This window comes from Pseudoalteromonas sp. CO348 (assembly GCF_004208845.1).
GTDB lineage: Bacteria > Pseudomonadota > Gammaproteobacteria > Enterobacterales > Alteromonadaceae > Pseudoalteromonas > Pseudoalteromonas maricaloris.
The window spans coordinates 166,048-191,830 of sequence record NZ_SGPI01000016.1 but is presented as its reverse complement, the minus strand read 5'-3'; the positions used below and the strand labels follow the sequence as shown (position 1 = coordinate 191,830).

16 protein-coding genes are annotated in these 25,783 nt (G+C 43.3%); all 16 read right to left on the bottom strand.

Annotation, left to right across the window (positions count from 1 at the left end):
• Positions 1-7 precede the first annotated feature (7 nt).
• Positions 8-1,048, bottom strand: a complete 1,041-nt coding sequence (locus EXT48_RS07355) for an efflux RND transporter periplasmic adaptor subunit (RefSeq protein WP_130164050.1) — start codon at positions 1,046-1,048, stop codon at positions 8-10.
• Positions 1,049-1,326: 278 nt separating this feature from the next.
• A complete protein-coding gene (locus EXT48_RS07350; RefSeq protein ID WP_130164049.1) occupies positions 1,327-3,495 on the bottom strand; it encodes a DUF6359 domain-containing protein in 2,169 nt (722 codons plus the stop codon).
• A 70-nt stretch (positions 3,496-3,565) separates the two neighbouring features.
• Positions 3,566-5,605 (bottom strand): bifunctional 2',3'-cyclic-nucleotide 2'-phosphodiesterase/3'-nucleotidase, encoded by a 2,040-nt coding sequence (locus tag EXT48_RS07345; RefSeq protein ID WP_130164048.1) that lies wholly within the window; start codon positions 5,603-5,605, stop codon positions 3,566-3,568.
• Positions 5,606-5,924: 319 nt separating this feature from the next.
• Positions 5,925-8,432 (bottom strand): DUF5666 domain-containing protein, encoded by a 2,508-nt coding sequence (locus EXT48_RS07340; protein WP_130164047.1) that lies wholly within the window; start codon positions 8,430-8,432, stop codon positions 5,925-5,927.
• A gap of 217 nt (positions 8,433-8,649) precedes the next feature.
• Entirely contained in the window at positions 8,650-9,606 is a 957-nt protein-coding gene (locus EXT48_RS07335) for a hypothetical protein (protein WP_240703358.1), read from the bottom strand.
• 47 nt (positions 9,607-9,653) lie between these two features.
• Positions 9,654-10,616, bottom strand: a complete 963-nt coding sequence (locus EXT48_RS07330; RefSeq protein WP_130164046.1) for a hypothetical protein — start codon at positions 10,614-10,616, stop codon at positions 9,654-9,656.
• 51 nt (positions 10,617-10,667) lie between these two features.
• Positions 10,668-11,624, bottom strand: a complete 957-nt coding sequence (locus tag EXT48_RS07325; protein ID WP_130164045.1) for a hypothetical protein — start codon at positions 11,622-11,624, stop codon at positions 10,668-10,670.
• A 50-nt stretch (positions 11,625-11,674) separates the two neighbouring features.
• Complete coding sequence (locus tag EXT48_RS07320; RefSeq protein WP_130164044.1) at positions 11,675-12,637, bottom strand: hypothetical protein; 963 nt, start codon at positions 12,635-12,637, stop codon at positions 11,675-11,677.
• Between the two features lie 13 nt (positions 12,638-12,650).
• The gene (locus EXT48_RS07315; protein ID WP_130164043.1) at positions 12,651-16,460 is read right to left on the bottom strand and encodes a toxin VasX; all 3,810 of its coding nucleotides are present in this window, start codon (positions 16,458-16,460) and stop codon (positions 12,651-12,653) included.
• Positions 16,457-17,479, bottom strand: a complete 1,023-nt coding sequence (locus EXT48_RS07310; protein ID WP_130164042.1) for a DUF4150 domain-containing protein — start codon at positions 17,477-17,479, stop codon at positions 16,457-16,459. Before EXT48_RS07310 ends, EXT48_RS07315 begins: the two co-directional genes overlap by 4 nt.
• Positions 17,476-18,378: a hypothetical protein gene (locus EXT48_RS07305; RefSeq protein ID WP_130164041.1), complete on the bottom strand. Its 903-nt coding sequence runs from the start codon at positions 18,376-18,378 to the stop codon at positions 17,476-17,478. Before EXT48_RS07305 ends, EXT48_RS07310 begins: the two co-directional genes overlap by 4 nt.
• Complete coding sequence (locus tag EXT48_RS07300; protein WP_239359310.1) at positions 18,368-19,408, bottom strand: DUF2169 domain-containing protein; 1,041 nt, start codon at positions 19,406-19,408, stop codon at positions 18,368-18,370. The genes EXT48_RS07305 and EXT48_RS07300 overlap by 11 nt, the downstream gene beginning before the upstream one ends.
• Entirely contained in the window at positions 19,395-20,546 is a 1,152-nt protein-coding gene (locus tag EXT48_RS07295; protein WP_130164040.1) for a hypothetical protein, read from the bottom strand. Before EXT48_RS07295 ends, EXT48_RS07300 begins: the two co-directional genes overlap by 14 nt.
• Positions 20,547-20,563: 17 nt before the next feature.
• Positions 20,564-20,986, bottom strand: coding sequence for a hypothetical protein (locus EXT48_RS07290; RefSeq protein WP_130164039.1), 423 nt, complete (start codon positions 20,984-20,986; stop codon positions 20,564-20,566).
• A gap of 15 nt (positions 20,987-21,001) precedes the next feature.
• Positions 21,002-23,041: a type VI secretion system Vgr family protein gene (locus EXT48_RS07285; RefSeq protein WP_130164038.1), complete on the bottom strand. Its 2,040-nt coding sequence runs from the start codon at positions 23,039-23,041 to the stop codon at positions 21,002-21,004.
• Positions 23,042-23,067: 26 nt separating this feature from the next.
• Entirely contained in the window at positions 23,068-25,755 is a 2,688-nt protein-coding gene (gene tssH / locus EXT48_RS07280) for a type VI secretion system ATPase TssH (protein ID WP_130164037.1), read from the bottom strand.
• Positions 25,756-25,783: the final 28 nt, after the last annotated feature.

Sequence of the window (25,783 nt, the reverse complement as noted above, 5' to 3'; positions counted from 1 at the left end):
CCCGCTCCTATAAACCCGGTACAATGTTTAATGCCTGGCCTTCTTGCAATAACTCATTGCCTTCAACCACCACTTGTTGCCCTATCTCTAAGCCTGATAAAACTTCAATATGACCATTAATTCGCTCACCAATTTGAACGTTTAACCGCTTTGCTTGACCGTCAACGGCCACAAAGACACTGAACCCACCGTCGGGATGGCGCAAAATCGCATCGCTAGGAATAATCACGCTGTGGTCTTGTGTTCGGATTAGCGGCAGTTTTGCAGTAGCCGATGCGCCGACACGCAACTGCGCATCTGTTGGGATTGCCAATCTTAATAGAAACGAGCGACTGGTTTTGTCAACGACAGGAAGTTTTGCCAATACATGAGCTTGATGCTGCACGCTTGGCGCGCTTGCAACACTAAAATTAACGACGCGGCCAAGGTTAATAAGCTGAAAGTATTCTTGTGGCACTCGCAAATCGAGCCACAGAATATCGCTACTCACTAATTCAAACACCGTTTGTCCACGCGTCACCCACTCACCTAAATTAACCGTGCGCTTTGCTATCACCCCCGTAAAAGGCGCTTTTAATTGATGGCGGTTAACGAGCTCTCGCTGATAAGCTATCTTAGCTTGTGCTTCTAAAAGCGTGGCTTCTGATGCTTGTAACTTAGCCTCTCTGTCAGCAAGCTCAGTTTGCGCAAATAATTTTTGCTGCGACAGAGACTGTGCTTCTTTTACCAACCTTATCGCATTGTTGCGATCGACCTTGGCGCGCTCAAGTGCAGCTTCTACACTTTTCAGCTCAGCTTTTACTAAAGCGGCATCGAGACTCAGCAGTACAGTATTTGCTTCAACAATATCACCGGCTTCAGCTGAAATCTTAGTTATTACACCATCGGTTAAACTTGACACTTGTGCGTATTGTGCTGCACTAATTGAGCCCGTTAAAGACAATGTTCGTTCAAGCTGTTGTTGCTTTACATCAGTGACCACAACATTGACCGCTGCAGCATAAAGGTTAAAGGATAAAAGAGAGAGTATTAAGCAAACGCATTTCATGTAGTTTGTTCCAAAGTTAAAAACACTATTCCTTTCAGTAAACACTATGCAATAGCACCTACTGATCTCGACTAAGCATTGCAGCTGGCGAGTTTATGTCACTATAACGCCGACACACTAACACAAATAAAAATCATTACCATCCAAACTAGGTAAATGACCTCAAAAGTGTAGTTTGTGAAATAATGAATGAACAAAGAATATACAGGAATAACGCTTAGAATAAAGTAGACATAAACGTCGCTATGCCTACTTTAAGGAGGGTCAATTACACTGATTTAATTTAACAATACAAGTGAAGTAACATTACGAACACCGGGATGACTCATATAGTCATTTTTAATCCCTTCAACTCTCAGTGATTTACCAATCAAGCTCGGGTTAAGCTTGGGACTAAATGCATCGCGCTGAGCTGATTCCAACTTAATATATAGCTTGTTGCCAGCAACTGTTGGGTCGCTTAATTCAAGCGCATAGATATCGTTTACAGCAGCTGTGATTTTGCCACTGACTACCACTGCTGAGCCATTATTTAGCGCTAATACGTCAGCAACACTCATATCACTAGATGGCTCTGTCGTTGTACCAACGGTTTGTATCTCACTTACTTCTCGTATCCCCGGTGCACTCATATACAATGAGCGAACACCTTTGATAACTAAAGTAGAATCAAGAATGGATGGATTAAGCTGCGGACTAAATGCAGCACGCTGGTGACTTTCAAGTTTAACATTTATCGTATGAGTTGGATTTTGGCTGTCCTCAAGTACTAGAGCATAGATATCATTAAGGGCAGATTTAACACGCCCTATAAGCTCAATTTCATTGCCCTCGGCGGTTGCAAGCGCCTGCTCAACCGACAATGCCACTGGTGCAATCTGAATATCGCTTACATAACGAATACCAGCCTCACCCATATAACTGTCTCGAGTACCAGTCACTATGACTGATTGACCAAGGATCTCAGGATTGAGTTGCGGGTTAAAGTCACTGCGCTGAGCAGATTCAAGCTTTACGTTGATACTTAACGATGCGTTGGCAGTATCTGTGAGTAATAGGCCATAGATACCGTTTACTTCGGCTGTCACTTTACCTAACACAGTAAATTTAGACCCAGCTGAAGCAGCAAGTGCCTGTGCTACAGAAATCGCGCCATCAGGAGTTGGCTCTGGATCGGGATTAGGATCTGGGTTGGTTTGCCCTGAACCATAAGGCGCATTGAAAGAGTTATTTTTATAGCTATCTGTATTCCATGCATCAAAACCCGATGCAGGCGTCCCCCATGGTTGACCATTGTTTGGATCAGACATTTCTTGCGGCGCCATTGGCACTGGTGTTACTTCACCGCTTGCATGACCGTTAGTACCATCAAAGTACTGATACGACTCAGGCGTTGCTAGCCAATTGATGATGTTGACCGAAAGTACAGCCGCATTACCACTGTCTGTCCAGCCGGGGTACGTCTTTTTACTATTGCCATTATCCTGACGCTTGTACTTAGGCGTAGCGTCTTCAATTGGAGAAGAATCACCAATAAATGCGGCTTTGCCTAACCCTGCTTTTGAGATAGCAACATACGGGCCTTCATTTCTACCACCAAAGTAAAGTCCATCATCTTTAGCATGACGCCATTTAGCCGGTGTATCTGAAGGTGAAAAATAAACCAAGCCTTTCGCTTTTTGTTCATCTACAATCGCAAGTGTCGCGCCTGCGGCCATCAATACAGGAGTAACTCCAAGTGTGATCCCTTCTGTTTTGCTCGCAGACTCAATACCACTTACGCCTTGTTTGTAATCCGCGGCATTAAAGCGAAAGCGGATCCCAAAGTTTTCTGCAAGCCATCCCATGTCTGCTGATTTTGGATTACGCCAGTCACCGTACTCACCTCCTAGATTATACTTGGCCAGATCTGAGCGGTTGTAGCCGTTAAAGACTTCAGTGGCATCCCACGTATTTAGATTACGATCCGCGTCATAATGATCTGCAATAAAAAATATCCCTTTTCCATCCGCAACAAACTGCAATAACGCCGCTTGCTCTGATTGAGTGAAAGGACGGTTAGTTTCTGCCAATACAAAAACATCTGCATCTTTAATCGCATCGTAGCTGATAACCGCTTCATTTTGATTGCTTTGAGAGGTGCGGTCGTCAAAGAATCTAATCTTGCCGTCATTGTTTAAATCAACACCACGATATTCTTTTACGGTATATCCTTCATTAACTAATGCATCCGCAAAGTCTGAAAACGCACCATCAATAACCCAGTCGGCATTTCCCTCTACGCCACCGTGTGACACATCAAATAATACTGTCTTACCATTGTTGTTTGTACTTGGTGTTTTGACTGGAATGTGGTTATTCCAGTCATACGGCTGCGCTGCAAATACAGAGGTGGATATAGCTGCAGCCAAAACTACGCTGCAAAGCTTGAAGTTTACTTGTTTCATTCGTCAAATCCCGTTGAAAATTATAAAAAGAAGCAATAAAAAAGCCGCCAAAATATGGCGGCGTAGTGTATTAGTTCAGCGGTTGTGTTAAATCCAGCTGATAAAGTGCAAAACCTCTTTCGTCGGTTTTGCCGGTAGGTAGAATATGATTAAATTGCTGACTGTAAGTTTCAGCATCCGCACTGGTTGAGCTAAAGAATTCAATATTGGCGCCAACTACAGGTGCAAATGACCAGTTCATATCGGCGGACGGATCAAGTCCTGCAGCACCATTTTGGTCGCTAACAAAAGTAATATAGTCAGCAACGACCTGACGGTTCTCATTTGGCGAGTCGACAACGATTTTATCTCCCTTAATATTTGGGAAATTACCGCCACCAGATGCACGATAGTTATTCGTTGCAACCAAGAATACTTGGTCGTCCTTCACCACCTCACCTTGATACTTCAATGCCTTAATGCGGTTACCGTTTGATACCTTTTCACCGTTGGCCGCGTAGCGTGCAGGCTCAGTGACATCAATTTGATACGTCACACCATCTAGTACATCATAGTTATATGAAGGAAAGTCTGGATTGATCAGCGCTTGAACGCCTTCAGTATTTGGTGTGATTTGATTGAACTGTCCTGCAGACATTTCAAGCCATTCGCGCACTTCGCTGCCCTTGAGCTTCAACACCTTAAGTACGTTCGGGTAAATGTACATATCCGCAACGTTACGATAGGCGATATCACCTGCAGGTATTGCGGTAAAGTCATCTGGCCCGCCACGCCCTGCTCTAAAAGGCGCACCCGCAGACAGAATAGGTAATCCATCAAGCTCAGTACCTTGCACGATTTTTGCTGTATACCATGCTTGTGCGTCAGTCACGATTTGGATTGAGGGATCGTCATTCACTAACGCAAAATAGCTGTTCACTGTGTTGGTAATTTTAGCAAAAGGCTCATTCACCCATGCGCGAGTTTCAGCATGCTCACGATGTACCGCTGCTTCAATTGCCGCATCGCTTTCTACCAAAGATATGGTGTTACGATTTTCATCCGTTTCATAGATAGCTTTCAGCGTCGACTGTGAGTCAACCACCACCCATTTACCTGATTTAAATTGGATATCTAGGTCAATTACACCAAGATGATTGCCCCAAAAACCAGGCATTACAGCCGCAACGCCATTGATTGTGCCTTTATCATTATCAACACCATGTGCCGCTAAGTCTGCATAGCCCGAACCTGGGAAGTTTGCATGCGCGTGACCAAACATAATGGCGTCTATATCATCCACCTTGGACAAAGCATAAGATGCATTTTCAGCCATTGGCTTATCGGCTGACACGTCTAGGCCTGAGTGCGGAATAGCAACGACAATATCCGCGCCTTCAGCTTTCATCTTAGGTACGTAGTGTTTTGCCATTTTTACGATGTCTTTGGCGATCACTTTGCCTTCAAGATTGGCCTTATCCCATTGCATGATTTGCGGTGGAACAAACCCGATAAAGCCGACTTTAATCACCTGAAGCTTGTCATTCTCGTCAAAGAATTGTTTTTCTTGAATTAGGTAAGGCTTAAATAACGGCACATCATTTGTTTCATCTTCGTCACCATCAACCTTAAATACGTTTGCACTAATATAGGGAAAATTCGCATCGTCGATTGCTTCGTCTAAAAACGCTAAGCCAAAGTTAAACTCATGATTACCAATATTCGCGACATCGTACTCTAGTGTGTTCATGGCCTTATAAACAGGATGAACTTCTCCCTCTTTGAGGTTTTTGATTTTCGCCATATAGTCGCCAAGCGGACTACCTTGGATCAGATCGCCATTATCTACCAGCATGGAGTTTTTTACTTGGCTTCTCGCTTGATGGATTAACGCCGCAGTTTTCACTAGACCCACTTTGTCATCTTGCTTATCTGAAAAGTAGTTGTAGTTCAATACATTTGCATGCAAATCTGTGGTTTCTAGTAAACGCAAAGACACCGCAGTGCCCTCTTTTGGAATATCAGGTCCTTTCGGCACGTTTATATCAACATTGTTATCTGAATCTGAGCAACCAGTCATAATGCTTGTGGCACCGCACAGTAGTGCGATTGGAAGTAGTTTTGTTTTCATAAGTCCTTTCTTTACTTTGTTTGCATACCCGTGCGCATGCTTTTAGTTATTTCAGTAATACCAATTCACGTCTCTTCTTATTCCACTTCATAGAAGCTGAACCAAGAAGCACAGCGAGTCAGAATAAACCGTTGCGTTTTGCGTGGCGGGTGTCACTATACGAGGGAAAAAAGTCAAGAAAGCTAAGCTTTTATGGCAGTTAAGTGCTAGAAATATGACGGTACTAAGTCAGGAGAAGTGAATTAACTTTTAAGTGATAAATATACAAAAAATCCTCCATATTGGAGGCTTTAATTGCTTACTTAACATTTAGTAATACTTAGTCTTCGAGCTCTACTTTTTCTGCTTGAATATAAGTTTCACCATCCTCGGTTACTAAATAGCCCTCCACTTCAACGTTTTTACCCGTTGCAATATCAGACTGACTACCATCTTCAAACTGAGTTTGCTCAGACACTTTAATTTGCTGGTCAAGTACATAAAACATGGTTGCTGAATCAACTTGCGTGATTAACCCCTCAACTTCTACGTACTTTATTGCTTGAAACTTTAGCTCTTTAGCAACCACTTTCACGCCATCTGTGGTGTATCCTTCGACTTCCACTTCTAAACCATTATCTAGTTTTTCAAAATTACCATGCTTAAACTCTGTGTTTGCGGTAACTTGAACACGCTGCGCGCCGAGATTGAACTGATAATCAAACGGAGAGTCCTTAACTAAGTCTTCGATAACCCCCGCAATCTCTACTTCTTCGGCATCGTCATCATCAAATTCGACTTTCTTAGCCAATAGTACGTTATCTTGGGTTAACACCCCTTCGACTTCAACAGAGACGCCATTAGCTAAGTTTTCACTGCTTCCATCTTTAAACTCAGTATTGTTATCCGTGGTAATTGAAATGCCATTCACCATAAACTCAGACGCTGAGACGAAGTTGGTGACGTCACCTTCAACTTCAAGCTCAATGCCGTCTTCAGATTCGATTTCAATTTTAAGCGCAAAAACTGAGCCGTCGGCACGCTGAATCGCTTTGACTTCAACGAAGTCGTCATTAACAAATATGCCGTTTTTAAACTCGGTGTTTTCATCAAAAAACACGGTTTTACCATTGAGGCTAAAAGTTGCATCGACAGGGTTAAAGTCCGAAACTTTACCTGTTAATTCAAAAGTTAGGTCATCAAAGTCGTCGTCTTTGTCGTCAACCTCAACTTTCGTGGCGATAAGTGCATCACCTTGGATCACATAGTCAACTTCCGCGATATCACCTGCCGCCACTTGTTCAAAAAATACCGTTAGATCAACATCACTCTCAAGCTCAAGTTCGGTTGCTCCATTGATAGCAAAGACCAGTTTACCAACAGTGATTGTCTGCTCAGCTGCATTCACAGCAGTAACTTTTCCTTCAACTTCATGCTCTTGCTGATCATTAAAATCACTCGCAGAGATGCGCTCTAAGTCTCTCACGACATAAGCACCTTCAAAGCCAAAAGCTTCAATTTCAACGACATCGCCAATATTAAGCTTCTCGAGTTTTAACTCTTTGTCCTCAGCATCTGACTCATCTTCAAATTGGGTATAGTTATCTACAAAATAACTGCTACCAAATACCGTAAGTGTTTGTGCTTCAAGATCAATTGCGTCAATGACACCGGTTAATTCGATTTCAGAGTGCTTATCAAAGCGTACTTTTTTGGCGATTAAACCTTCTTCAGTTGCAACTGCAAGTACAAATACACGCATACCGACTTGTAAGTCGTCATCGTCACCTTTCTTAAAGTCAGTCTCATCGCTCAATGTAAAAGTATGGCCGCCAATTGCAAAAGCATCGTCACTGACTTGCGTTACTATTCCTTCGAATTTAGCCACCGCTCCCGAAGGCGCTGAATTGGCGCTTTCAACCTCGACGCTATCCGCAAGTAAAACGCCTTCTACAGGTAAGTTTGATGCTTCTACTTCTACTATTGCATCATTTTCTATTGTGCCTTCAACCGCTGTTGCTTGACTGTAGTCAACAATAAGCGCGCCTAATTTAAATGTCTTGGCATCAAGGTTTAGTTCAGAAACCTTGCCTTCAACCTCAAACTCGCCATTTTGTTCTTCAACATCAATACGGGTAGCGATGTATTGACCCTGCCCTTGATGCAGCGCACTGATCTCAACAAAGTCTCCCGTATTTAACTCAGTAAATGCGATAGTGAGCTTTGTGCGCTTATCGACACCAAATTCTTGACCTAAAACGGTAATTGTTTGATTTGCATAGTCTACTGCAGTCACTACACCTTTAGCGGTTGCGTCGTAGGTAATAGAGTCTGCAACCGCAAAGCCACCATCTGCTCCTTGTTTACCTTGTAAGTCAACCTGCATACCGACTTTAAGGTTTGCTTGTTGTTCCGGTGTCGTTTCATAGCGCACACCGTTCACATACACACTGCCAAATCCCGTTACTGTTCCCTCTGCATTGACTGATGTCCGGTAGGTGATGGTGATTGTTTCTTCTTCATTGCTGCTTAAATCAACGGTGATTGATTCTTCATTTGGTTGATACAGTGCCTGATTTACAGAACGAGACGTAGCGGTTAGCTTATATTCACCCGTAGCAAGCGCATTGAGTGTAGTGGTGGTAGAAATATCTTCGCTATAGCTTGAAGGACCTGTTAGCGTTAGGTCTGCCTCGGAACCTGCGGGTAAGCCCTGTACAATGACTTTTATTGAACCTTTGGCTCCGGTGTTATCGCCAGGTTGTGGATCGTCATCACTACCGCCCCCACATGCGACCAGAAGGCTACTTGATGCCAATAATGATGGTAATAACCATTTTCTATCCATTACATAATCTCCTAAATTTTTGGCTCATTTAGTACATGCAGCTGCTTTGCCACAAAAACTTAACATGCACTCTAGACGGCCAAAAATGAATACCCGCTTTATTACTGGTACCTTGGTATCCACCTAATTGGAGACTGATATTAAATTGGATTGCTTGTTGAAATAGCTATCATGCTGAGACCCGCGTATCTACAGATAAAAGTTTTTAGAATTCGTATCACCACACTTTCCAGCGGTTTACTTGGCAGTCATCAGCATCAAAGTACTTCTTCATCACCTCGGGAAATGGACCATTGCCGTGAGCATTTCTATTCTTCTTAAACGTATACTCCATAGCTTTATAGTAATATCGGTTGATTGGTTGAGTAATATCCATAAACCTATTCATTTGTGACCAATCGTGAGCATCGCCGCCCCCCGCGATGCCAATACGATTTCCAAACCAATAGTGCTCGGGGTATTTTCTACAACTTAAGTAACCCGTTTGCATCGATGCGCTACCTTGCATATTTTTTACTTCTGGACCGACTACATACTCTAAGTCTTCTATTGGGATATAAAATGGCTTTCTGAATAAGGTGTACGGTGTTCTTACCAATCCGGTATGGCGGTTAAATTCGATTGCATCCACAATACGAATTGCATTCCCTATTTTGTACATTATTAAAGGGAATGCAGTCAGTAAAAACAGCCCCAACCATGAATGCCAAGCTGGCATACTGTCGTCTGTCATACTTACCCCTAGCAGACAAATACCAATAATAGGGCCTAATACCAACCCATGTAGCCTAAGGGACCATAATCCCGGTGAGCGCGGTACGGAAACAACCCGACCATCGCATTGGCTAGGGTAACTCGAGCCGCTAAAGGCATCTCTCGGAGCAAAAGCATCTTTACAGGGTTTTGCGTCTTTAAACTTACAACCGTTTAGTTCTTCAGCCTTGGCTAAGCGTTCCTCATAGCTTAAGTTATGGAGATGATCTTTGGGTAGGTCTTCATAATAAGCTTCACTTAGGCAGTAACCTACTCGTCTATCACTGTATGCTTCTAGTTCTGCTTCCCGCTTCTCTTCTTCAGTAGCTCCTTTTTGGTAGAGCACTTGTCTTTCTTTAGCCCTCTTTGCTAAATAATTATGTATCTCCTCGTGAGTCATGTCCTTTATCTCTTTCACCATTAACTCCTTTTGATTAACTACTTAAAGCACTTGTAATGATTAACGCCCTACCACACCTTCCAACGGTTTATTTGGCAATCATCAGCATCAAAGTACTTTTTCATTACCTCTGGAAATGGGCCGTTAAAGTGGGCGTTCTTATCGAGCTTATAGTGATACTCCATAATTTCGTAGTAATATTCTTCTATCGGTTGGGTAGTATCCATAAACCGATTTATCTGAGCCCAATCGTTTAGGTTTCCACCATCTCCGAGTCCGATCGCGTGACCAAACCAAAATTTTTCAGGATATTTTCTGCAACTTAGATAACCCGTTTGGAACGAGCCGCCACCTCTTGCGCTTTTCACCTCAACACCCACCACATATTCAAGATCTTCTATTGGGATATAAAATGGTTTTCTAAACAGGGTGTAAGGTGTTCTCACCAACCCGGTGTGACGATTAAACTCTATGTTATCAATAAACCGTAAAGCGTCAGAAAATTTAAACAACAAGAAAGGTGTGACGAAAAGACCAGCCAAACTCAAGTATAAATAGTCTACCGGAAATGCATCAACCAGTGTCAGTACAATCAACATAAATCCAGCAATTGCGGACAATATGGTGATTACCATTCTAAAAAGTATTAGGCTTGGGTGACGAACTACCGCAACTTTTTCACCGTCACAATTCCAAGCGCCAAAAAGGCGTGTAGGGCCATCAAAATCGTCTCTCGGCGCAAACGCGTCTTTGCAGGGTTTTGCATCTTTAAACTTACAACCGTTTAATTCTTCAGCCTTGGCGAGTCGTTCCTTATAGCTTAGGTTATGGAGATAATCTTTCGTTTGTTCTTCATAAAAAACACCACTTCGACTATAACTTGCCTCTCTAGCCAAGTATGCCTCAATTTTTGCAAAGTCTTCTTTTTCTTCTTCAGTTGCTTCTTCTCGATAATACCGCTCTCTTTCCTTCGCTTTATTTGCCAAATAGCTATCTAGCTCTTCTTCAGTCATCTCATCAATCTTTTTCATCAACAACTCCTTTTAGTTGACTACCATAAAGCACTTGTAATGATTAATGCCCTACCACACTTCCATGCGATTTACTTGGCAGTCATCTGCATCAAAGTACTTTTTCATCACCTCGGGAAATGGGCCATTGCCATGAGCATTCCTATTCTTTTTAAACGTATACTCCATAGCTCTGTGATAGTACTCGTCAATTGGCTGAGTAATATCCATAAACCTATTCATTTGTGACCAATCGTGAGCATCGCCACCTCCCGCAATACCAATACGATTTCCAAACCAATAATGTTCTGGGTATTTTCTACAACTTAAGTAACCCGTTTGCATCGATGCGCTACCTCGCATATTTTTTACTTCTGGACCGACAACATACTCTAGGTCTTCTATGGGGATATAAAATGGCTTTCTGAATAAAGTGTACGGCGTTCTTACCAATCCGGTATGGCGGTTAAACTCGATTGCATCCACAATACGAATTGCATTCCCTATTTTGTACATTATTAAAGGGAATGCAGTCAGTAAAAACAGCCCCAACCATGAATGCCAAGCTGGCATACTGTCGTCTGTCATACTTACCCCTAGCAGACAAATCCCAATGATAGGGCCTAATACCAACCCATGTAGCCTAAGGGACCATAATCCCGGTGAGCGCGGTACCGAAACAACCCGACCATCGCATTGGCTAGGGTAACTTACACCACTAAAGTCGTCTCTCGGCGCAAATCTGTCTTTACAGGATTTTGCGTCTTTAAACTTACAACCATTTAGTTCTTCAGCCTTGGCTAAGCGTTCCTTATAGCTTAAGTTATGAAGATGATCTTTTGGTAGTTCCTCAAAATAAATACCACTAATAAGGTATTTGCTCTCTCTATCAACGTATTCACGTATTTCTTCTCTTACTTTTTTCTCTTCTTCTGTGGCTTCTTCTCGATAATACCGTTCTCTTTCCTTAGCTCTTTCCTTTAGATATTTATCTAACTCTGCTTGAGTCATATCTTCAATCTTTTTCATCAACAACTCCTTTTAGCTGACTACTATAAAGCACTTGTAATACTAACCCTCTACCACACTTTCCAGCGGTTTACTTGGCAGTCATCGGCATCAAAGTACTTTTTCATTACCTCTGGAAATGGGCCGTTAAAGTGAGCGTTCTTATCGAGCTTATAGTGATACTCCATGATTTCGTAGTAGTACCTATCTATCGGTTGGGTAGTGTCCATAAACCGATTTATCTGAGCCCAATCGTTTAGGTTCCCACCATCTCCAAGTCCAATCGCGTGACCAAACCAAAACTTTTCTGGATACTTTCTGCAACTTAGATAACCCGTTTGGAACGAGCCGCCTCCTCTTGCGCTTTTCACCTCAACGCCCACCACATATTCAAGGTCTTCTATTGGAATATAAAATGGTTTTCTAAACAGGGTGTAAGGTGTTCTCACTAACCCGGTATGACGATTAAACTCAATGTTATCAAGAAACCGTAAAGCGTCAGAAAATTTAAACAACAAGAAAGGCGTGATGAAAAGACCAGCCAAACACAAGTATAAATAGTCTATTAGAAATACATCAACCAGTGTCAGTACAATCAACATAAATCCCGCAATTGCGGACAATATGGTGATTACCATTCTAAAAAGTATTAGGCTTGGGTGACGAACTACCGCAACTTTTTCACCGTCACAATTCCAAGCACCAAAGAGGCGTTTAGGGCCATCAAAATCGTCTCTCGGCGCAAATGCGTCTTTACAGGGTTTTGCGTCTTTAAACTTACAACCGTTTAATTCTTCCGCCTTGGCAAGTCGTTCCTTATAGCTTAGGTTATGGAGATGGTCTTTTGTTTGTTCTTCATAAAAAATACCACTACGACGATAACTTGTCTCTCTAGCCAAGTATGCATCTCTTTGTGCTTTCCTTTCTTTTTCTTCTTCAGTTGCTTCCTCTCGGTAATATCGCTCTCTTTCCTTCGCTTTATTTGCCAAATAGCTATCTAACTCTTCCTGAGTCATATCTTCAATCTTTTTCATTCTTCGGTTCCTTCTATCTTATTGGCGGCCTTTCAGGAAATCTGAACTTTTGATTTAATCTGGATAGTTCTTTAATGTATCTAACCCCTTTAGTGATCAAATAACCATCGTCTTTTTTGGTCACCACCGTTGGCAAGGAGTACAACTCAGTAGCGCACTCGATCACTTTTTTACCTTTGCCATTGGGATAACTTTCTACTTCTATGATTAACTCAATAGAGCTACCAACTTCTAGGTTTAATAGTTCACAGAGTCTTCCTTCTGTGAACTCAAAGTAATAACCGGTTCGATTAGGGTATAGCTTCCAACCACTGCTAAGCTTGGCCAACTGATGATGATTTATCTCCTGTATTTTATCATCACCTTCCTTTGACCAATAGAAACGAGCAGAAAACCCTTCTAATTCATTGGTTAGTGGCGCGCTTACCTGCACTTTAAATACACTTAAAAATCTTTGAATATTTATCGAGGGAGAGTACAACATACTATAAAAATCGGTTAATGCATTTTCCATTTTTTGTTGCCATGTTGATGCCCTTACAGCAGAAGACTTATTGCTATCGTCTTTATATTTTTGTTGGCGCTTTTTACTCCAAGGACAGGCATTTAGCCAAGCCTCAATTTCAGATTCATGAAAAATAAGCAGTAAACCAGCACCGATTAAAATTATTAGTAGACCCAATAACCCTAATACACTCGCGATCGCTCCAAGAGTTGCAATTGTACTCGCAGCCATGCCGAGAGTTAAAAAGGAGGCTAGAATTATAGAAGAAGACGCTGCAAGTGAAATAAAACCCATCATTAACGTGATATTGCCAAAATATAGTTCTTTATCACCGCTTTCTTTTTCTGATAGTGCATCAGTAAAAGCGACATATGCACTTACTGAGCTTGCAATTAAGGTAAGAAAGGTACCCGCAACAACTAACCAAGCACGAGAAACTATTTTCGCACCCACCCCAGCAGCCTTTTGAGTGGTAATTGAGTTAATTTGAACTGCCGTTGGCAGACCATGTTTTTTTTCCACAATATTTAAGCCAATATTAAAAATTATGTCGGCAAGATCTAACACTGCTGATGCTTTTGACAACCCACTAGCCTCAACCTTAGCTAGCGTGCTAAAACAGTTATACACTTCAAGTACTGCAACAGTCCCTAGAGTGCCATGTAGCATAGTTTCAAACACTTTTGGGGGAACTTTAAATTTTGATAGTCTCTCCAAAGCATCCACTTCTTTTTTAATACTATCCAGTTCCCAGTTTTTTCCATCAATCTTACTGTCAAGTTCCGAAAACTCACTTTTCATTTCTTCAACTTGGAAATCAAGTTTTTCAATCCGACTCGCATCCAACACCAATACTTTTTGCTGTAAGCGTTTTTGTGCAAATTCGGCTTTTATTTTTTGTCGCTCCAGTGTTTTTTCAATTTCACCCAAGGTACCGTCTAGAGACAAAATATGATCTAACTGTTGCTGAACAATCTGTCCTCCACCTAACTCAGTTCTGACATAAGGGTGTGCTACAGGATTCTTCCGATGGCTACCAGTAAATGCCTCTGCGGCTTTCTCCAGCTCATTCAGGCGCTTAGATGCTCGTTCAGCTTTTGACTGAAAGTCCAGAGGTAAAAATCCATCAGGTAAATTGCCATCTAAATAGTCTGCAATTGATAGGTTAATCTCTTTTATCAAACCATTTGTCGAAACATCTACCAATTGCTTAAATCGACCAAAGAGATCCCCTCTGACACTGTTTTCAAATCTAGCTGATTTTGCATACTCTATAGAGCTTGACAATGCACTAAGCTCTCTCTTTGCATTCGTTAGTTGATATTGCACATTGGAAGCAGTTTTTTTCAAATCACGTAATGCTTGTTCTTGGCGTTTTATTTGTAAGTCTAGCTGTGCCACTACTGAGTCAGGATTCATCCCTCCTGCAACAGCTGCATTTAAAATTTGGTTACGCGCTTTAATGTAAGCATTAATTTCCGCTTGTTTAGCTTCAATAGAGCGCTCTAGTGCCACCTTTTCATCTTTTAGTGCATTTGTATCAAGCGCTAGCCTTTCTGCTTTGGCTTTACGGTCTCCGTATACCGATTTGATATCCTGCCCTTGCGCTGCATTTAATCCGGTTGGGACCTCGAGACCAATCACCAATAATCCCCACATCGCTTGTGATGCTCTTCGGAGTACTTGTATTACCGCATCTGTATATGATGCGTCTTTGTCATGTAAGGACTGCAAGTTATCTTGCATAAGCGTAAGATCAAAGCGCGTGTCAAATTCGTCGTTTGAACCTTTAAGACGGCACTCATACGCAGTCATCTCATCCTTTATCTTTTTAGGATAGAGCAGCTCAATTAATCTTAGCCTTTCAGTCGGATGCGTCCCCATCGCTTTTAGCCAACATTCTTGCCCTAAGTCATTCGCATCCAATTCATCTAACTTTTTGAAATCATCGTCTGACACCGCAAAATGACTGATCAGGGTAATGGTTAAGTCCTTTATTGGGCCGAGTACATCGGAGCATACTGCGTATAGTAAGCACCGGCGTATATCATCGTAGTAGGCATAGTCTTCAATAGAGTAATAAAAAGAATTGTTTTTCTGCTCGTCGCTAATAATCTCAAAGAGCTTCGCTTTTGATTGGTTAATTAATAGACCAAGTTCAAAGGCGCGGTCAGTGTGTAGATATTCTCTAAATTCAGTGGTGCTGAAGCTATCTTCTATATACTGCCGATACTGCTGTGCAAGATCTTCGGCGTCTTCATCAACTTCCACTCCGAGTGCTTTCTTCTTTTTGATTCCATTTGGATAGTGAAAGAAAGTGCTCTGAATTGCAGTTGCTAACGAATGCTTTGCCAATTGGTTTGGACTAGGTTCAAAACGTTCTGTGTTTGACTCTGATTTAAATTCAGGATCTTGTTGTATTGATTCTACGGGAAGGCTTAACAACTCCTTGCGGTATATCGCAACTCTGGCGCTGGTGTCACGGGCTAACCCTAAACTGTCGGCTAGTACCGGTACATGCACACCTGACATATCTGGAACAGGTAAAACTAGGTGTTCGGGTAATGTCGAATTATCGTAACCCTGCTTAAAACTTGCCAGTTTATCGAGTTTTTGCATTCTGTTGGCACGTCTGTTGGTCGCTTGGTCTCCGTTAAGACCGGGCTTTACACTTGGTCCATAATTTAAACGCGGATCCGTTTCAGCCATACCGCCAAATGCTTCAATTTGCTTCCAGCTCCATTGAGTTTCTGAATAAGCAATTTCTACACTACACTGTTGACCATACAACTTGTTTGGGACGATGATGGTACTTAATTCTTCTGTGGTGGCTTTTCGCTCACCTTTATCAACCATCTCAAGTGCTAATTCTGTATTGTCTACACTACACTCTTTACCATAGTTATCTTTTTTATACGAATATTCAGCAACACGAATAACTCTATGACCCTTTTGAAAGGCTAAATTGACATCTTTAAACGCGACACCTTCACCATTTTCCCTTGGAAGTACTTCCAGCTCTCGCCATAAGTGTCCGTCAACGTAAATATAGATAAATCCTTCTCTTAGCTGATCTTCTCCCTCTATCCCCATTCTCAATGGATAAATATGGACCAACTCCACTTCTGCATCTTGTGCAGTGTCATTCGCCGAAGAAGTACCAAGTGGTATTTTGTAGTATCCCGAGGTGCCAAGATCTGGGTTAGTATCAGCAACCATCAAAGACACTTTCTCTTGGTCGTTTGCTAGCCCTTCAAAAACTAGCTCTCTGTGAGCGGTTTCAAGATTCGTTAAGTCTGGTACTGTAAAATCACTCATCCTAGTTTCACTCCATCCTTGTAATACTCTTTACCTGATACGCTTACTTTTAACTTTTTACTTCCTGATTTATCGGGGGTTGCATCTCTTTTTGCCACTGACAGTGAGCTAGGGGCCGCACCGCCCGGTTGATTCAAGGGAGAAGGTGGCGTGTTTTTACTGTTAGAGATCATAAGATCTCCTTGGCGCACGGCGGGTTTTCCTTCGATATACACATCAAAAGAGCTGGTAATAAACTCTGCTTTGCCTTTGATTGTGCCACTGGCAATGCCTTTCTTTTTACCGGGTTGGTCACCTGTGCTTTTTGAAAAGTTACTTTTTATATTGGCTGCAGGGTTACCATTAATTTTTACTGAGCTTGCCGTGCTCGCTGCATCACCTGATTTGGCGAGATTGCTATAAGGAATTGGCACAACAACCTTACCAATTTTAGTCCAGCAAACATCTATGGTATTTAGCATGCCACCACTGTCTTTATGGACTGCGGTGCGACCATTAATTAATACGTTTTGGCCGCTTACGATACCGACTTGTTGTGCTTCGCTATCTACATCTTTTTCAATTTGTTCCTCAGTGCCAGCTTGCCATCCTATTTTGCGCTCAACCAAATCTAAAAATGCCCGAGCGTTGTCAATGGGCATGTGCATATCCATGCCAGTCTCTGGCTCTTGATGAGGTAGAATTGGCTCGTTTTTTCCATCGTTCCAGTTTGGCGGTGGGACAATATAGTCACTGGCAAACTTGGTTATCATTTCACCCAGCATCATATCGCCATATTTAGCCCGCGCAATCTCATCTATAAATGCGTTTTCACCGCTTGCTTTATCAGGAAATACGGCAATCCCATTTACACAGCCAATGGCGCCATTATTTTTCGCTGCGATAGTAAGCTTTAACAATGCAGGATTGTTATGTCGCCACGACACACTCCCGCCTACTCTCAGCATTGCAGACATGGCATCTTGATCGTACTGAATCGAATCTGGCTCTTTTCCCTTTACTGCTGCGATAAAGCTCATAACACACTCCTTGTTACTGAGATTAATTGTGGTTTTTCTTGCTCTGTGATCAGCCACACTCTGTCAATATGGCGATTTAACGGGTTATGTAAATAACTACTAGCAACCGCAAGTCCCATTGCATTATGGCCAGCGCCAATATACCCAATGGTATTTGCCGTGTTGTTGAGTTCAATTAACGCGTCGTGTTCTTGGTACAAGGCGCGGCTGGCATTGAGCCATTCTCTTTGCCACTGCTCACTGAGTAAGCGGGTCGAAATATAAGGCTCGCTTATCTCTGCGTGCAGCTCTTTTAATAGCTCACCTAAGCCGCCCTGATATGCTTTAATTTGGCATCCATCTTTACTCGCGTTTGTACCAAGCAGTACGCAACCGCCTTCACTTAATACAACACCTTCAGGGCCGTCAACAACTTGTAGCTTGCCTACCCAGTTTGGTTTTGACGCTTCATCATAACCAACGCAACTATCTACAAATACATAGAGACTATTTGGCGAGAGCGAATCAGTATCAAGCACTTGATACAACTGAATATCGTCAACGTTCAGATCAAGATGGTCACAAAGCGCCCTAACATCGGACAGTTCTATAAATGGCTCTTCTGCTTTTGCGTAGGCAGTAATTAGATTAATGGTGCCATCCCACGTGTTGGCACTGCCATCAAGCCGTTGCTTTGTCTGACTTAACAAAGATTCAAGAATGGCTAAACAGCGGTCTTTACGTCGTGTGACCGAGATTTCTTCAATTTGCGCGCGCAAGTATGGGGCATCGAGGCTTATATCATATCTAACAATGGCTTTGCTTGGTGTGCAAAAGCGCATGTTATTTGCGACGGCGGTATATATAGCACTGGGGTGGTTACCGGCGGGGGTTTCTAGCGCGATTAATTCAAACTGCATGTGCCACTCCTTGCGCTTGCGCCTCTTCTACTAAGAACACACTGTTACTGCCTGTTTGGCTCTTTTTTACCCTTCCTCGCCATATTAATGAAAACTGCTGTGTTTGCGAGTCAATTACCAGCGTATCACACTGCATATCAATAGGCGTGGCGTCTGGGCCATTAACCAAACGACAGCGAGGTACGATTCTGGGCAACGTTAGCTTTAGGCTTTGTCCATAAGGTAAATCTGGTGTCAAGCCCATCATTTCAATCCACCAGCCATCACTAAACGGGTTTGGAGTTTGTTGGTCTTGCGGCGCGACTTGATAATGCGCAGCGGGGACTACTTCTTTAAATGGAAACTTACCCGCGAGGGCTTTGGCTTCGTCAACCTCTGGGAGTTTGTCACCCCTTGGCGACCAAAATGGTGGGATCGCTGCAAAGCTTGCAACCGCAGTGTCGTGACTCGGTTTTTTTAATACCTGATTAGCATACTCCACTTGCGGCAATGGCTGGCCTTTCGCTTCTTTATTCTTGAGCTTATAACCACGACCAAGAGGGTTTTGGGTCGAAACTTGTTCTTCATCCGACAGACTCGTGCCGCCATAGGCAAGTTGATAATTTAATACACAGGACGATAATACTTGTGGATCGCTCGCCACGGGTCCAAATAGAGACCGCTTCCACACACGCTCACCAGTAACTCGAAGTAATTTATCAACAAAGACCTTATCGTTACAGCCGAGTTTGAGTCCTACTTCAATCACTCGCGCTTGTTTGTCGGTTGGTGGAAAGCAGGTCAATTCACCATATACTTCAAAACCGGTTTTATAAGGCTGAACTTCGCTAACGGCGGTTAAGCTGGCTTCAAGCCCTTCACCGTCAAAGTCATCAGCAAGTACAACAGGCGCTCCAGTTGGATCGGGATACACATTACCCTTTACGTCGTATTCAAAGTTCTGCTTCACAGCGATGACTACGATAGGATCTTTGTCCTCATCCCAAGCCTCAACCGTGCTACTTTGCCACTCGGATTCATTCACTAGCATGGTTCAACTCCTGTTTCACTGATTGCCACTGAAGATAAGCCATCGGCATGTAAAAAAGCGCAGCACCAAGTGCGTGCGAGGAAATCTTGGAAAGCTTGCGCTGAATAGCAAGGCCAGCCAACCCCTGTTGTAACCAAGCCGCTGGCTCAGAGACTTTACGCCCCGCGAGTTGATGTTGGGTATTTGCTGTTATTAAGGCTTGGCGCTCGTATTCTGCTTGCTTAAAACTGGGTAGTTTTTGCGATTTTTGAGATTTAATGCCAGTTTGCGCATCACTTATTGCGAATTCTTCAGGCAAGTCGAGATCGGTGATTTGTTTCCACGCCTCGTAAGCTGGACGAGCGGTACTGGGGACTTCGAGTAACTTAACTAGATTTTGTAACGAGCGGATATGAGAAAAGTACGGAAACACTTCTGCAATGTAGCTTGGATTATGCTGACAATAAAGTAAGCATGGTTCATCCCATTTTGGCTCATCGAGTAAACCTGCCAGCTGCAATAATTTTGCTTTTAGCGCGGCATCATCTGTCATCGCAAACCGCTTTACTAGGTGCTCTGAAAGTTGCTCTGTATTACACAACCACATATTTACCAATGCCGTGTAGGCAATTTCAGGGTTGCTATGGTCAAGTGCGGCCATGAGTTGGTGGCGCGACAAGTTAGCCGTACTAAATGCTAAATAGATAAGGCTCGTAGGCCAATTTTCATCTGTTGATAAAATTCGCTGCCTGAGTGCATCACCTAAATCAATGCGCCATGCTGACAAGTTATGAATGAGCAGCTCAGCAAGCGCAGGTTCGCTGTTAATCGCCGTGATGATTTCACTAGCTTGATTTTCAAGTGCTCTTGTCCCAAAGAGATGGTTAATGAGTAATAACAGCTGAGGTGAGTCAATCTCTTGGGTTAACGTAAATACATCGTCAATCGACCCGTGTGCGATACAATCAAGTTGTGAGTGGTTTATCCAGTGTTCTTCGTCCGTCGCAGCTAAGGTATACACATGATTTAATAGTTGTTTTTCAAGGGCATGCAAACGCCCAGTTTCAACTACTTGGCGTGCATTAAACTTTTGATAATGATGCCAAAGCGACTTGAGTTGTTGACGGTGAACGGCCAATTTGGTTGCAGCTAAAAACATAGTCACACCGTATCAGCTTAATTTAATCGAATTGGCCAGCCTTGGAGGCTGAGATCTTGCTCAATATCGGCGTTTAGCAGTTTACCTTCGAGCTGTATCTCACCATTACCGTTAATAGCAATGCTGCCATTTTTGGTTTTGACACAGACTTTTTGCTCGCCATTTAACACCACGGTACCGTTGTTATTTGTCACCGACGCTGCCGGAAAGTCATTCGGAGCCGATAAGCGACCAAGAACAATAGGCATTGCCACGCTATGTAGCAACACTTCATCGTCAATACTTACGCGTGTCACACTGTCTAGTTGACCTTTAACCTTCATTTCTAAATTAGATTCGTCACACTTCACTCGTAACACTTTGCCTAATTTATCAATGGCAGATACACGCCATACGATGTTACTCAACGATGGTGGAAATTGTATGACATTGGTTTTCATGACTTTGCTCCCTGCTTAGTTATGGCTAATTGCTGAGCCAGACACTGAAATGTTGCTGGCGCTTAAGTTCAAGTTGTTCGCATCAATGGTAATATTACCTGCCGCATCAATTTCTATTTTGCCGCCGCCTTGAGAAAGCTGAATTGAGCCGCTACCTTGGCCAACGATTGAAATGTTTCTATCGGCATTGATGGTGAAGTTACCATTTTGCGCCGCAAGCTCAACATTACCGTCAACACTGAAGTAACTGATGTCTTGCGCGGCCTCAAGATTAATGGATTGCTGCGCTTCAAATTGAATATTGCTGTCAGCAGACTGAATTTTAATGTCGGTGTCTGCAGTGAGTTGAATCGCTTCTTTGGCATTGATCTCAATATTGGACTCAATACTTTGGATATACACCGCATCTTCTGCGCGAATGCTTATTTCTTTGTCGGCTTGTGCCACAATATTCGCTTGTGATTGCAGCGTCATCGCTTCTTTCGATTTAATATCGATGTAACCTTTTTTGGTTTCAAGCTTGATAAATTCGCTGCCTTCGGTGGCATTAAATTCGAGTATGTTTTCTTGAGCTTTGGTGAACAATTGGATTTTCTCTTCGCCTTGTTTGTCATCCATCAACAAAGTGTTTGCCGCTCTTGTCACCAATTTGTTTTCGGTGGAATTCTCAATAGTTACTGGGCTTAGTGCCTCATCGTTAAATAGCGCACCGAGAATAATAGGCCTGTCTAAGTCACCATTTTCGCCCGCCACCATAACCTCGGTTCCTTTGTTTAAAGGAAAGTGCATGCCGTGCCCACCAGGCCCACCATAGTGCTGCATAAGCCGAGTCGGTTTACTCTCTTCCCCTTCACCATCTTGGTTAAATGGCAGCTTGACTTTATAGCGCCCTTTGTCATCCACTTCTTGTTCAATCGTGGCGTTAAAAGATGCAAAGACCTTTTTGCGCTTAATAACAGGCGCTTTAAACTGCACATCAATTGGGATAATCGTCGCTTGGTTTTTATAGGTTAAGCCTTTTACCTTGGAACCGTATTCAACGCTACCGCCTTGGCAACCTTTATGAGCAACAGACACCACTAAGTAACGACCGCTGTAATTAAGGTGATCGGTTATGGTTAAAGCGACACCCGGACGAAGCGCTCGACAGTCAGTATCGATTACAAAAAGATTCCGCTGACAATCAATGCTTTGCTGGTGCACTTTGGTAAGCGCGTCGCCATCTCCTTCAGTCATGAAGTTTTCCGCAAATATACTGTCTTCACCAAAGCCGCCAACCTCTGTTTGATTATTACTATTCACAGACAGTGCGCAGCCTTTTTCATAGTCTTCGTCATACAGCCTAAAGCCGCTATTTAGTAGGCTCGCTTTTTTAGAAAAGGCAAAGACAGACTCGCTCGGTCTTACCTGTCCGGTGGGTGATGCATAAGGCAAAGTGATCTCTTCCATCTCTGAAGAAAAATCACTGCTGCTGGCAAATACCGATAGGTTGGCTTGGCTACCCGTTGACTCTGTGCTGCCGTAAACAAAACCGTAGCGGCGCATTAGACGCGTTACAAAATCAAAGTCACTTTCGTCGTATTGCACTGTCATGGCAAGGGAAGGTGATGATCCCTTCAGTTGCAATTTTCCTGACGGGAACCCTGCCTTATCTAACACGCTTTTAACGATAGCGTCCGCAGACATGTCGGTAAAAACGCGATTAGATCGTTGATGCTTGAGCAACACCAAAAGTGATTGAAAGGATAAGGTATACACGTAGCCCTGATGACTGCGACCATGGCAGACATATTCGGTAATAATTCCCGAAACCGTTCTGTCAGACATCGCCCACGTAATGGAAAATGTAACATCTTTACCAATCACCAGATCAGGCTCAATTAGTTCCTCACTTAACACCTCAATATCGAAGCGATAGTCACTACATAAGCTGTCATTCTGTGATTCAAAACTCAATACTTTAAATAAACTCCCAGACAACCCCGCAATTTCGATTGCAAAGTGACTCTCGTTTGCCTTAGGCAGTTTATCGGCAAGTGATGCGAACATTTCCATTTTTGTCTCCTTACTCGTATCTACCGTTAACTTAAGTCGGCGAATACGGCTTCAATTTCACCATTTTCATCCAGTGTCAGCGTCAGCAGATCTGGCATATCTTCTTCGCTCATAAAGCCCAAAATGGAGCGAGCGACCCCAGGTAAAATTTGTTGTTCAATTGTTGCGTTAACCAATCGTGCGCCGCTATCAGACATAGCGCATTTATCGGCTAGATAATCTAGCGCTGTTTGATCTACGCGCAGTTGTATAGCGTGATTGTCACGAAGTCGCGCTGCGACCTTCTCTAACTTTAGTGCCACGATATGTTTTAACACATCAGTATCAAGCGGGAAGAAAGGCACAACCTGCATCCGTGCTAAAAGCGCTGGTGCAAAATGCGCGAGCAAGTTTGGCTTAATTAAGCTGACTAGCTGCTGAAAGCTCGGTCTCTCAAACGGTGTTTCTTCTTCGTTATTGTCTTGTGCTTCTTCGTCTTCAGGTACACCCTGCTGAATGATCCCATCCACCATTTGCTGCATGGCCTGCTGCTCGGTTTCTGGTGTACAAGCATTGATGATTTGCTCGGCCCCTAAATTAGAAGTCATGATGATAACCGTGTTTCTAAAATCGATTTCACGCCCTTCACCATCACGCATTACACCCATTTCAAACACTTGGTAGAACATATTCATGACATCTGCGTGGGCTTTTTCCACTTCGTCAAGTAACACCACAGAATATGGACGTTGGCGCACAGCTTCGGTTAACACCCCACCTTCACCATAACCCACATAACCCGGTGGTGAGCCTTTGAGTTGTGATACTGTGTGTGCTTCTTGATATTCACTCATGTTTATCGTGGTTAAGAACTTCTCGCCACCAAATAGTAGTTCGGCTATGTGTTTTGCAGTTTCGGTTTTACCAACCCCAGAAGGACCTGCTAATAAGAATACGCCCAGTGGCCCAGACGACGCCGATACACCCGCTTTTGCTACCCGTAAGGTTTGTGCAATCGCAGTCAATCCAGCATTTTGCCCCACAACACTTTGTGCCAGTGATTGCTCAAGCTTAAGTAAGTTCTCCAGCTCGTCTTTCACCATGTTACCTACAGGGATCCCAGTCCAACTTGCGATCACTTGCGCTACCGTATCACTGGTCACTTCGGAGAAAATCGCATTGTCATCTTGATTTAACGCAGCAAGCGCTTGTCTAATCGCAGGTTTCTCTTCGTCACTCGCACCGTGTAAGGCATTATAAGTATCAATTTGCAGCTCACGGCTTTGCTCAAGCTCAGCAAGCTGCTCTTGCGCTTGTGTAAGCGCATCGGTGAGACTTTGAATACAGGTTTGATCTGCAATCCCAAGCTTTGATTCGATCGCCAAGCGTTCAATTCTGCTTTGATAGTAACGGATCTGCTCTTTGGCTTTATCAATCACCACAGGCGATGTTGCCGGTCCCATTCTGACCATAGCAGCCGCAGTATCTAGTACATCAATGGCTTTGTCAGGTAATTGTCTACCTGTGATATATCGTGCAGACAAAGTAACCGCGGCTTCAATTGCACTGTCTGTGATTTGAATTTGGTGGTGCTTTTCGTATTTATCTTTCAGCCCCGTGAGCATGAGCTTTGCCGCTTGCTCGGTTGGCTCATCGACTTTAATTAATTGAAAACGGCGTTCAAGTGCAGCATCGCGCTCAAAATATTTTTTATATTCGCTCCATGTCGTTGCTGCAAGTGTTCTTACTTCTCCACGTGCAAGCGCAGGTTTTAGTAGGTTTGCGGCATCTCCCATGCCAGCGTCGCCACCAGCACCAATCAAGGTATGCGCTTCGTCAATAAATAAGATAACGGGCGTCGCTGAACTCTTTACTTCATCAATGACTTGTTTAAGACGACGCTCAAATTCACCTTTTACGCCGGCTCCGGCTTGTAGCAGCCCCATATCCAGTACGCAGATCTTAACTTCTTTGAGTTCTGGCGGAACTTGCCCTTCAACAACGCGCTGAGCAAGCCCTTCTACCACTGCCGTTTTACCAACACCGGGCTCACCGACAAAGATTGGATTATTTTTGCGGCGACGACACAACACATCAATTGCGAGACGGATTTCTTCGTTGCGCCCAAGAACCGGGTCAATTGCACCAGAACGTGCTTTTTCAGTGAGGTCTTCACAAAATGATTCCAGCGCGCTTTCACCTTGTGAACGGCTATTCGACACCGTGTTGTCAGCATTTGGCTTACTAAATACTTGACGCTCAGTCGAGCCTTTACAGATCTTATTTAAATTCTGCTTTAAGAAGTGCGTATCAATCTTGTCGAACTCGCGCGCCAGTCCAAATGCAGGGCTGTATATCGCCATGTCTTTGAACGAGTCAATCAGCGCAGCTCCTGTGATCCAATCATTTTGATGGCGCATGTTTGCGCTGAGCCATGCTTTTTCTAACCACTCATAGAGGCGACGGGAGAAAACCGGCTTGCTCGGGTTACCAGCATCTTGTTGATTGATAAATTCGAGCGCACTATTCCACAATGCGTCTTGATCAACTTCGAAGAAAGGTAAAATCTTCGCAACATCGCCGTCATTGTGCTCTTCCATTAACTTTAATAAGTAATGCTCTGGTAGCACTTCAAAATGCTTTCGACTCGCTGCGAATCCAGCCGCAGCTTCTAACGCTGTCGCGCTGTGATGATTGAGTTTGTCTATGAGATTCTTTATGCCTGTTGCGTCCATCTTTTAATCCTTGCTATTCCCGTTCGCA

Bases quoted from the DNA above. Each gene is read 5' to 3' on its own strand.
- EXT48_RS07355 (WP_130164050.1), bottom strand. From the start codon at position 1,048: ATGAAATGCGTTTGCTTAATACTCTCTCTTTTATCCTTTAACCTTTAT.
- EXT48_RS07350 (WP_130164049.1), bottom strand. From the start codon at position 3,495: ATGAAACAAGTAAACTTCAAGCTTTGCAGCGTAGTTTTGGCTGCAGCT.
- EXT48_RS07315 (WP_130164043.1), bottom strand. From the start codon at position 16,460: ATGAGTGATTTTACAGTACCAGACTTAACGAATCTTGAAACCGCTCAC.
- EXT48_RS07290 (WP_130164039.1), bottom strand. From the start codon at position 20,986: ATGAAAACCAATGTCATACAATTTCCACCATCGTTGAGTAACATCGTA.
- EXT48_RS07285 (WP_130164038.1), bottom strand. From the start codon at position 23,041: ATGGAAATGTTCGCATCACTTGCCGATAAACTGCCTAAGGCAAACGAG.
- EXT48_RS07310 (WP_130164042.1), bottom strand. From the start codon at position 17,479: ATGAGCTTTATCGCAGCAGTAAAGGGAAAAGAGCCAGATTCGATTCAG.
- EXT48_RS07300 (WP_239359310.1), bottom strand. From the start codon at position 19,408: ATGCTAGTGAATGAATCCGAGTGGCAAAGTAGCACGGTTGAGGCTTGG.
- EXT48_RS07325 (WP_130164045.1), bottom strand. From the start codon at position 11,624: ATGAAAAAGATTGAAGATATGACTCAAGCAGAGTTAGATAAATATCTA.
- EXT48_RS07340 (WP_130164047.1), bottom strand. From the start codon at position 8,432: ATGGATAGAAAATGGTTATTACCATCATTATTGGCATCAAGTAGCCTT.
- EXT48_RS07330 (WP_130164046.1), bottom strand. From the start codon at position 10,616: ATGAAAAAGATTGATGAGATGACTGAAGAAGAGCTAGATAGCTATTTG.
- EXT48_RS07335 (WP_240703358.1), bottom strand. From the start codon at position 9,606: ATGGTGAAAGAGATAAAGGACATGACTCACGAGGAGATACATAATTAT.
- EXT48_RS07345 (WP_130164048.1), bottom strand. From the start codon at position 5,605: ATGAAAACAAAACTACTTCCAATCGCACTACTGTGCGGTGCCACAAGC.
- EXT48_RS07295 (WP_130164040.1), bottom strand. From the start codon at position 20,546: ATGTTTTTAGCTGCAACCAAATTGGCCGTTCACCGTCAACAACTCAAG.
- tssH (WP_130164037.1), bottom strand. From the start codon at position 25,755: ATGGACGCAACAGGCATAAAGAATCTCATAGACAAACTCAATCATCAC.
- EXT48_RS07305 (WP_130164041.1), bottom strand. From the start codon at position 18,378: ATGCAGTTTGAATTAATCGCGCTAGAAACCCCCGCCGGTAACCACCCC.
- EXT48_RS07320 (WP_130164044.1), bottom strand. From the start codon at position 12,637: ATGAAAAAGATTGAAGATATGACTCAGGAAGAGTTAGATAGCTATTTG.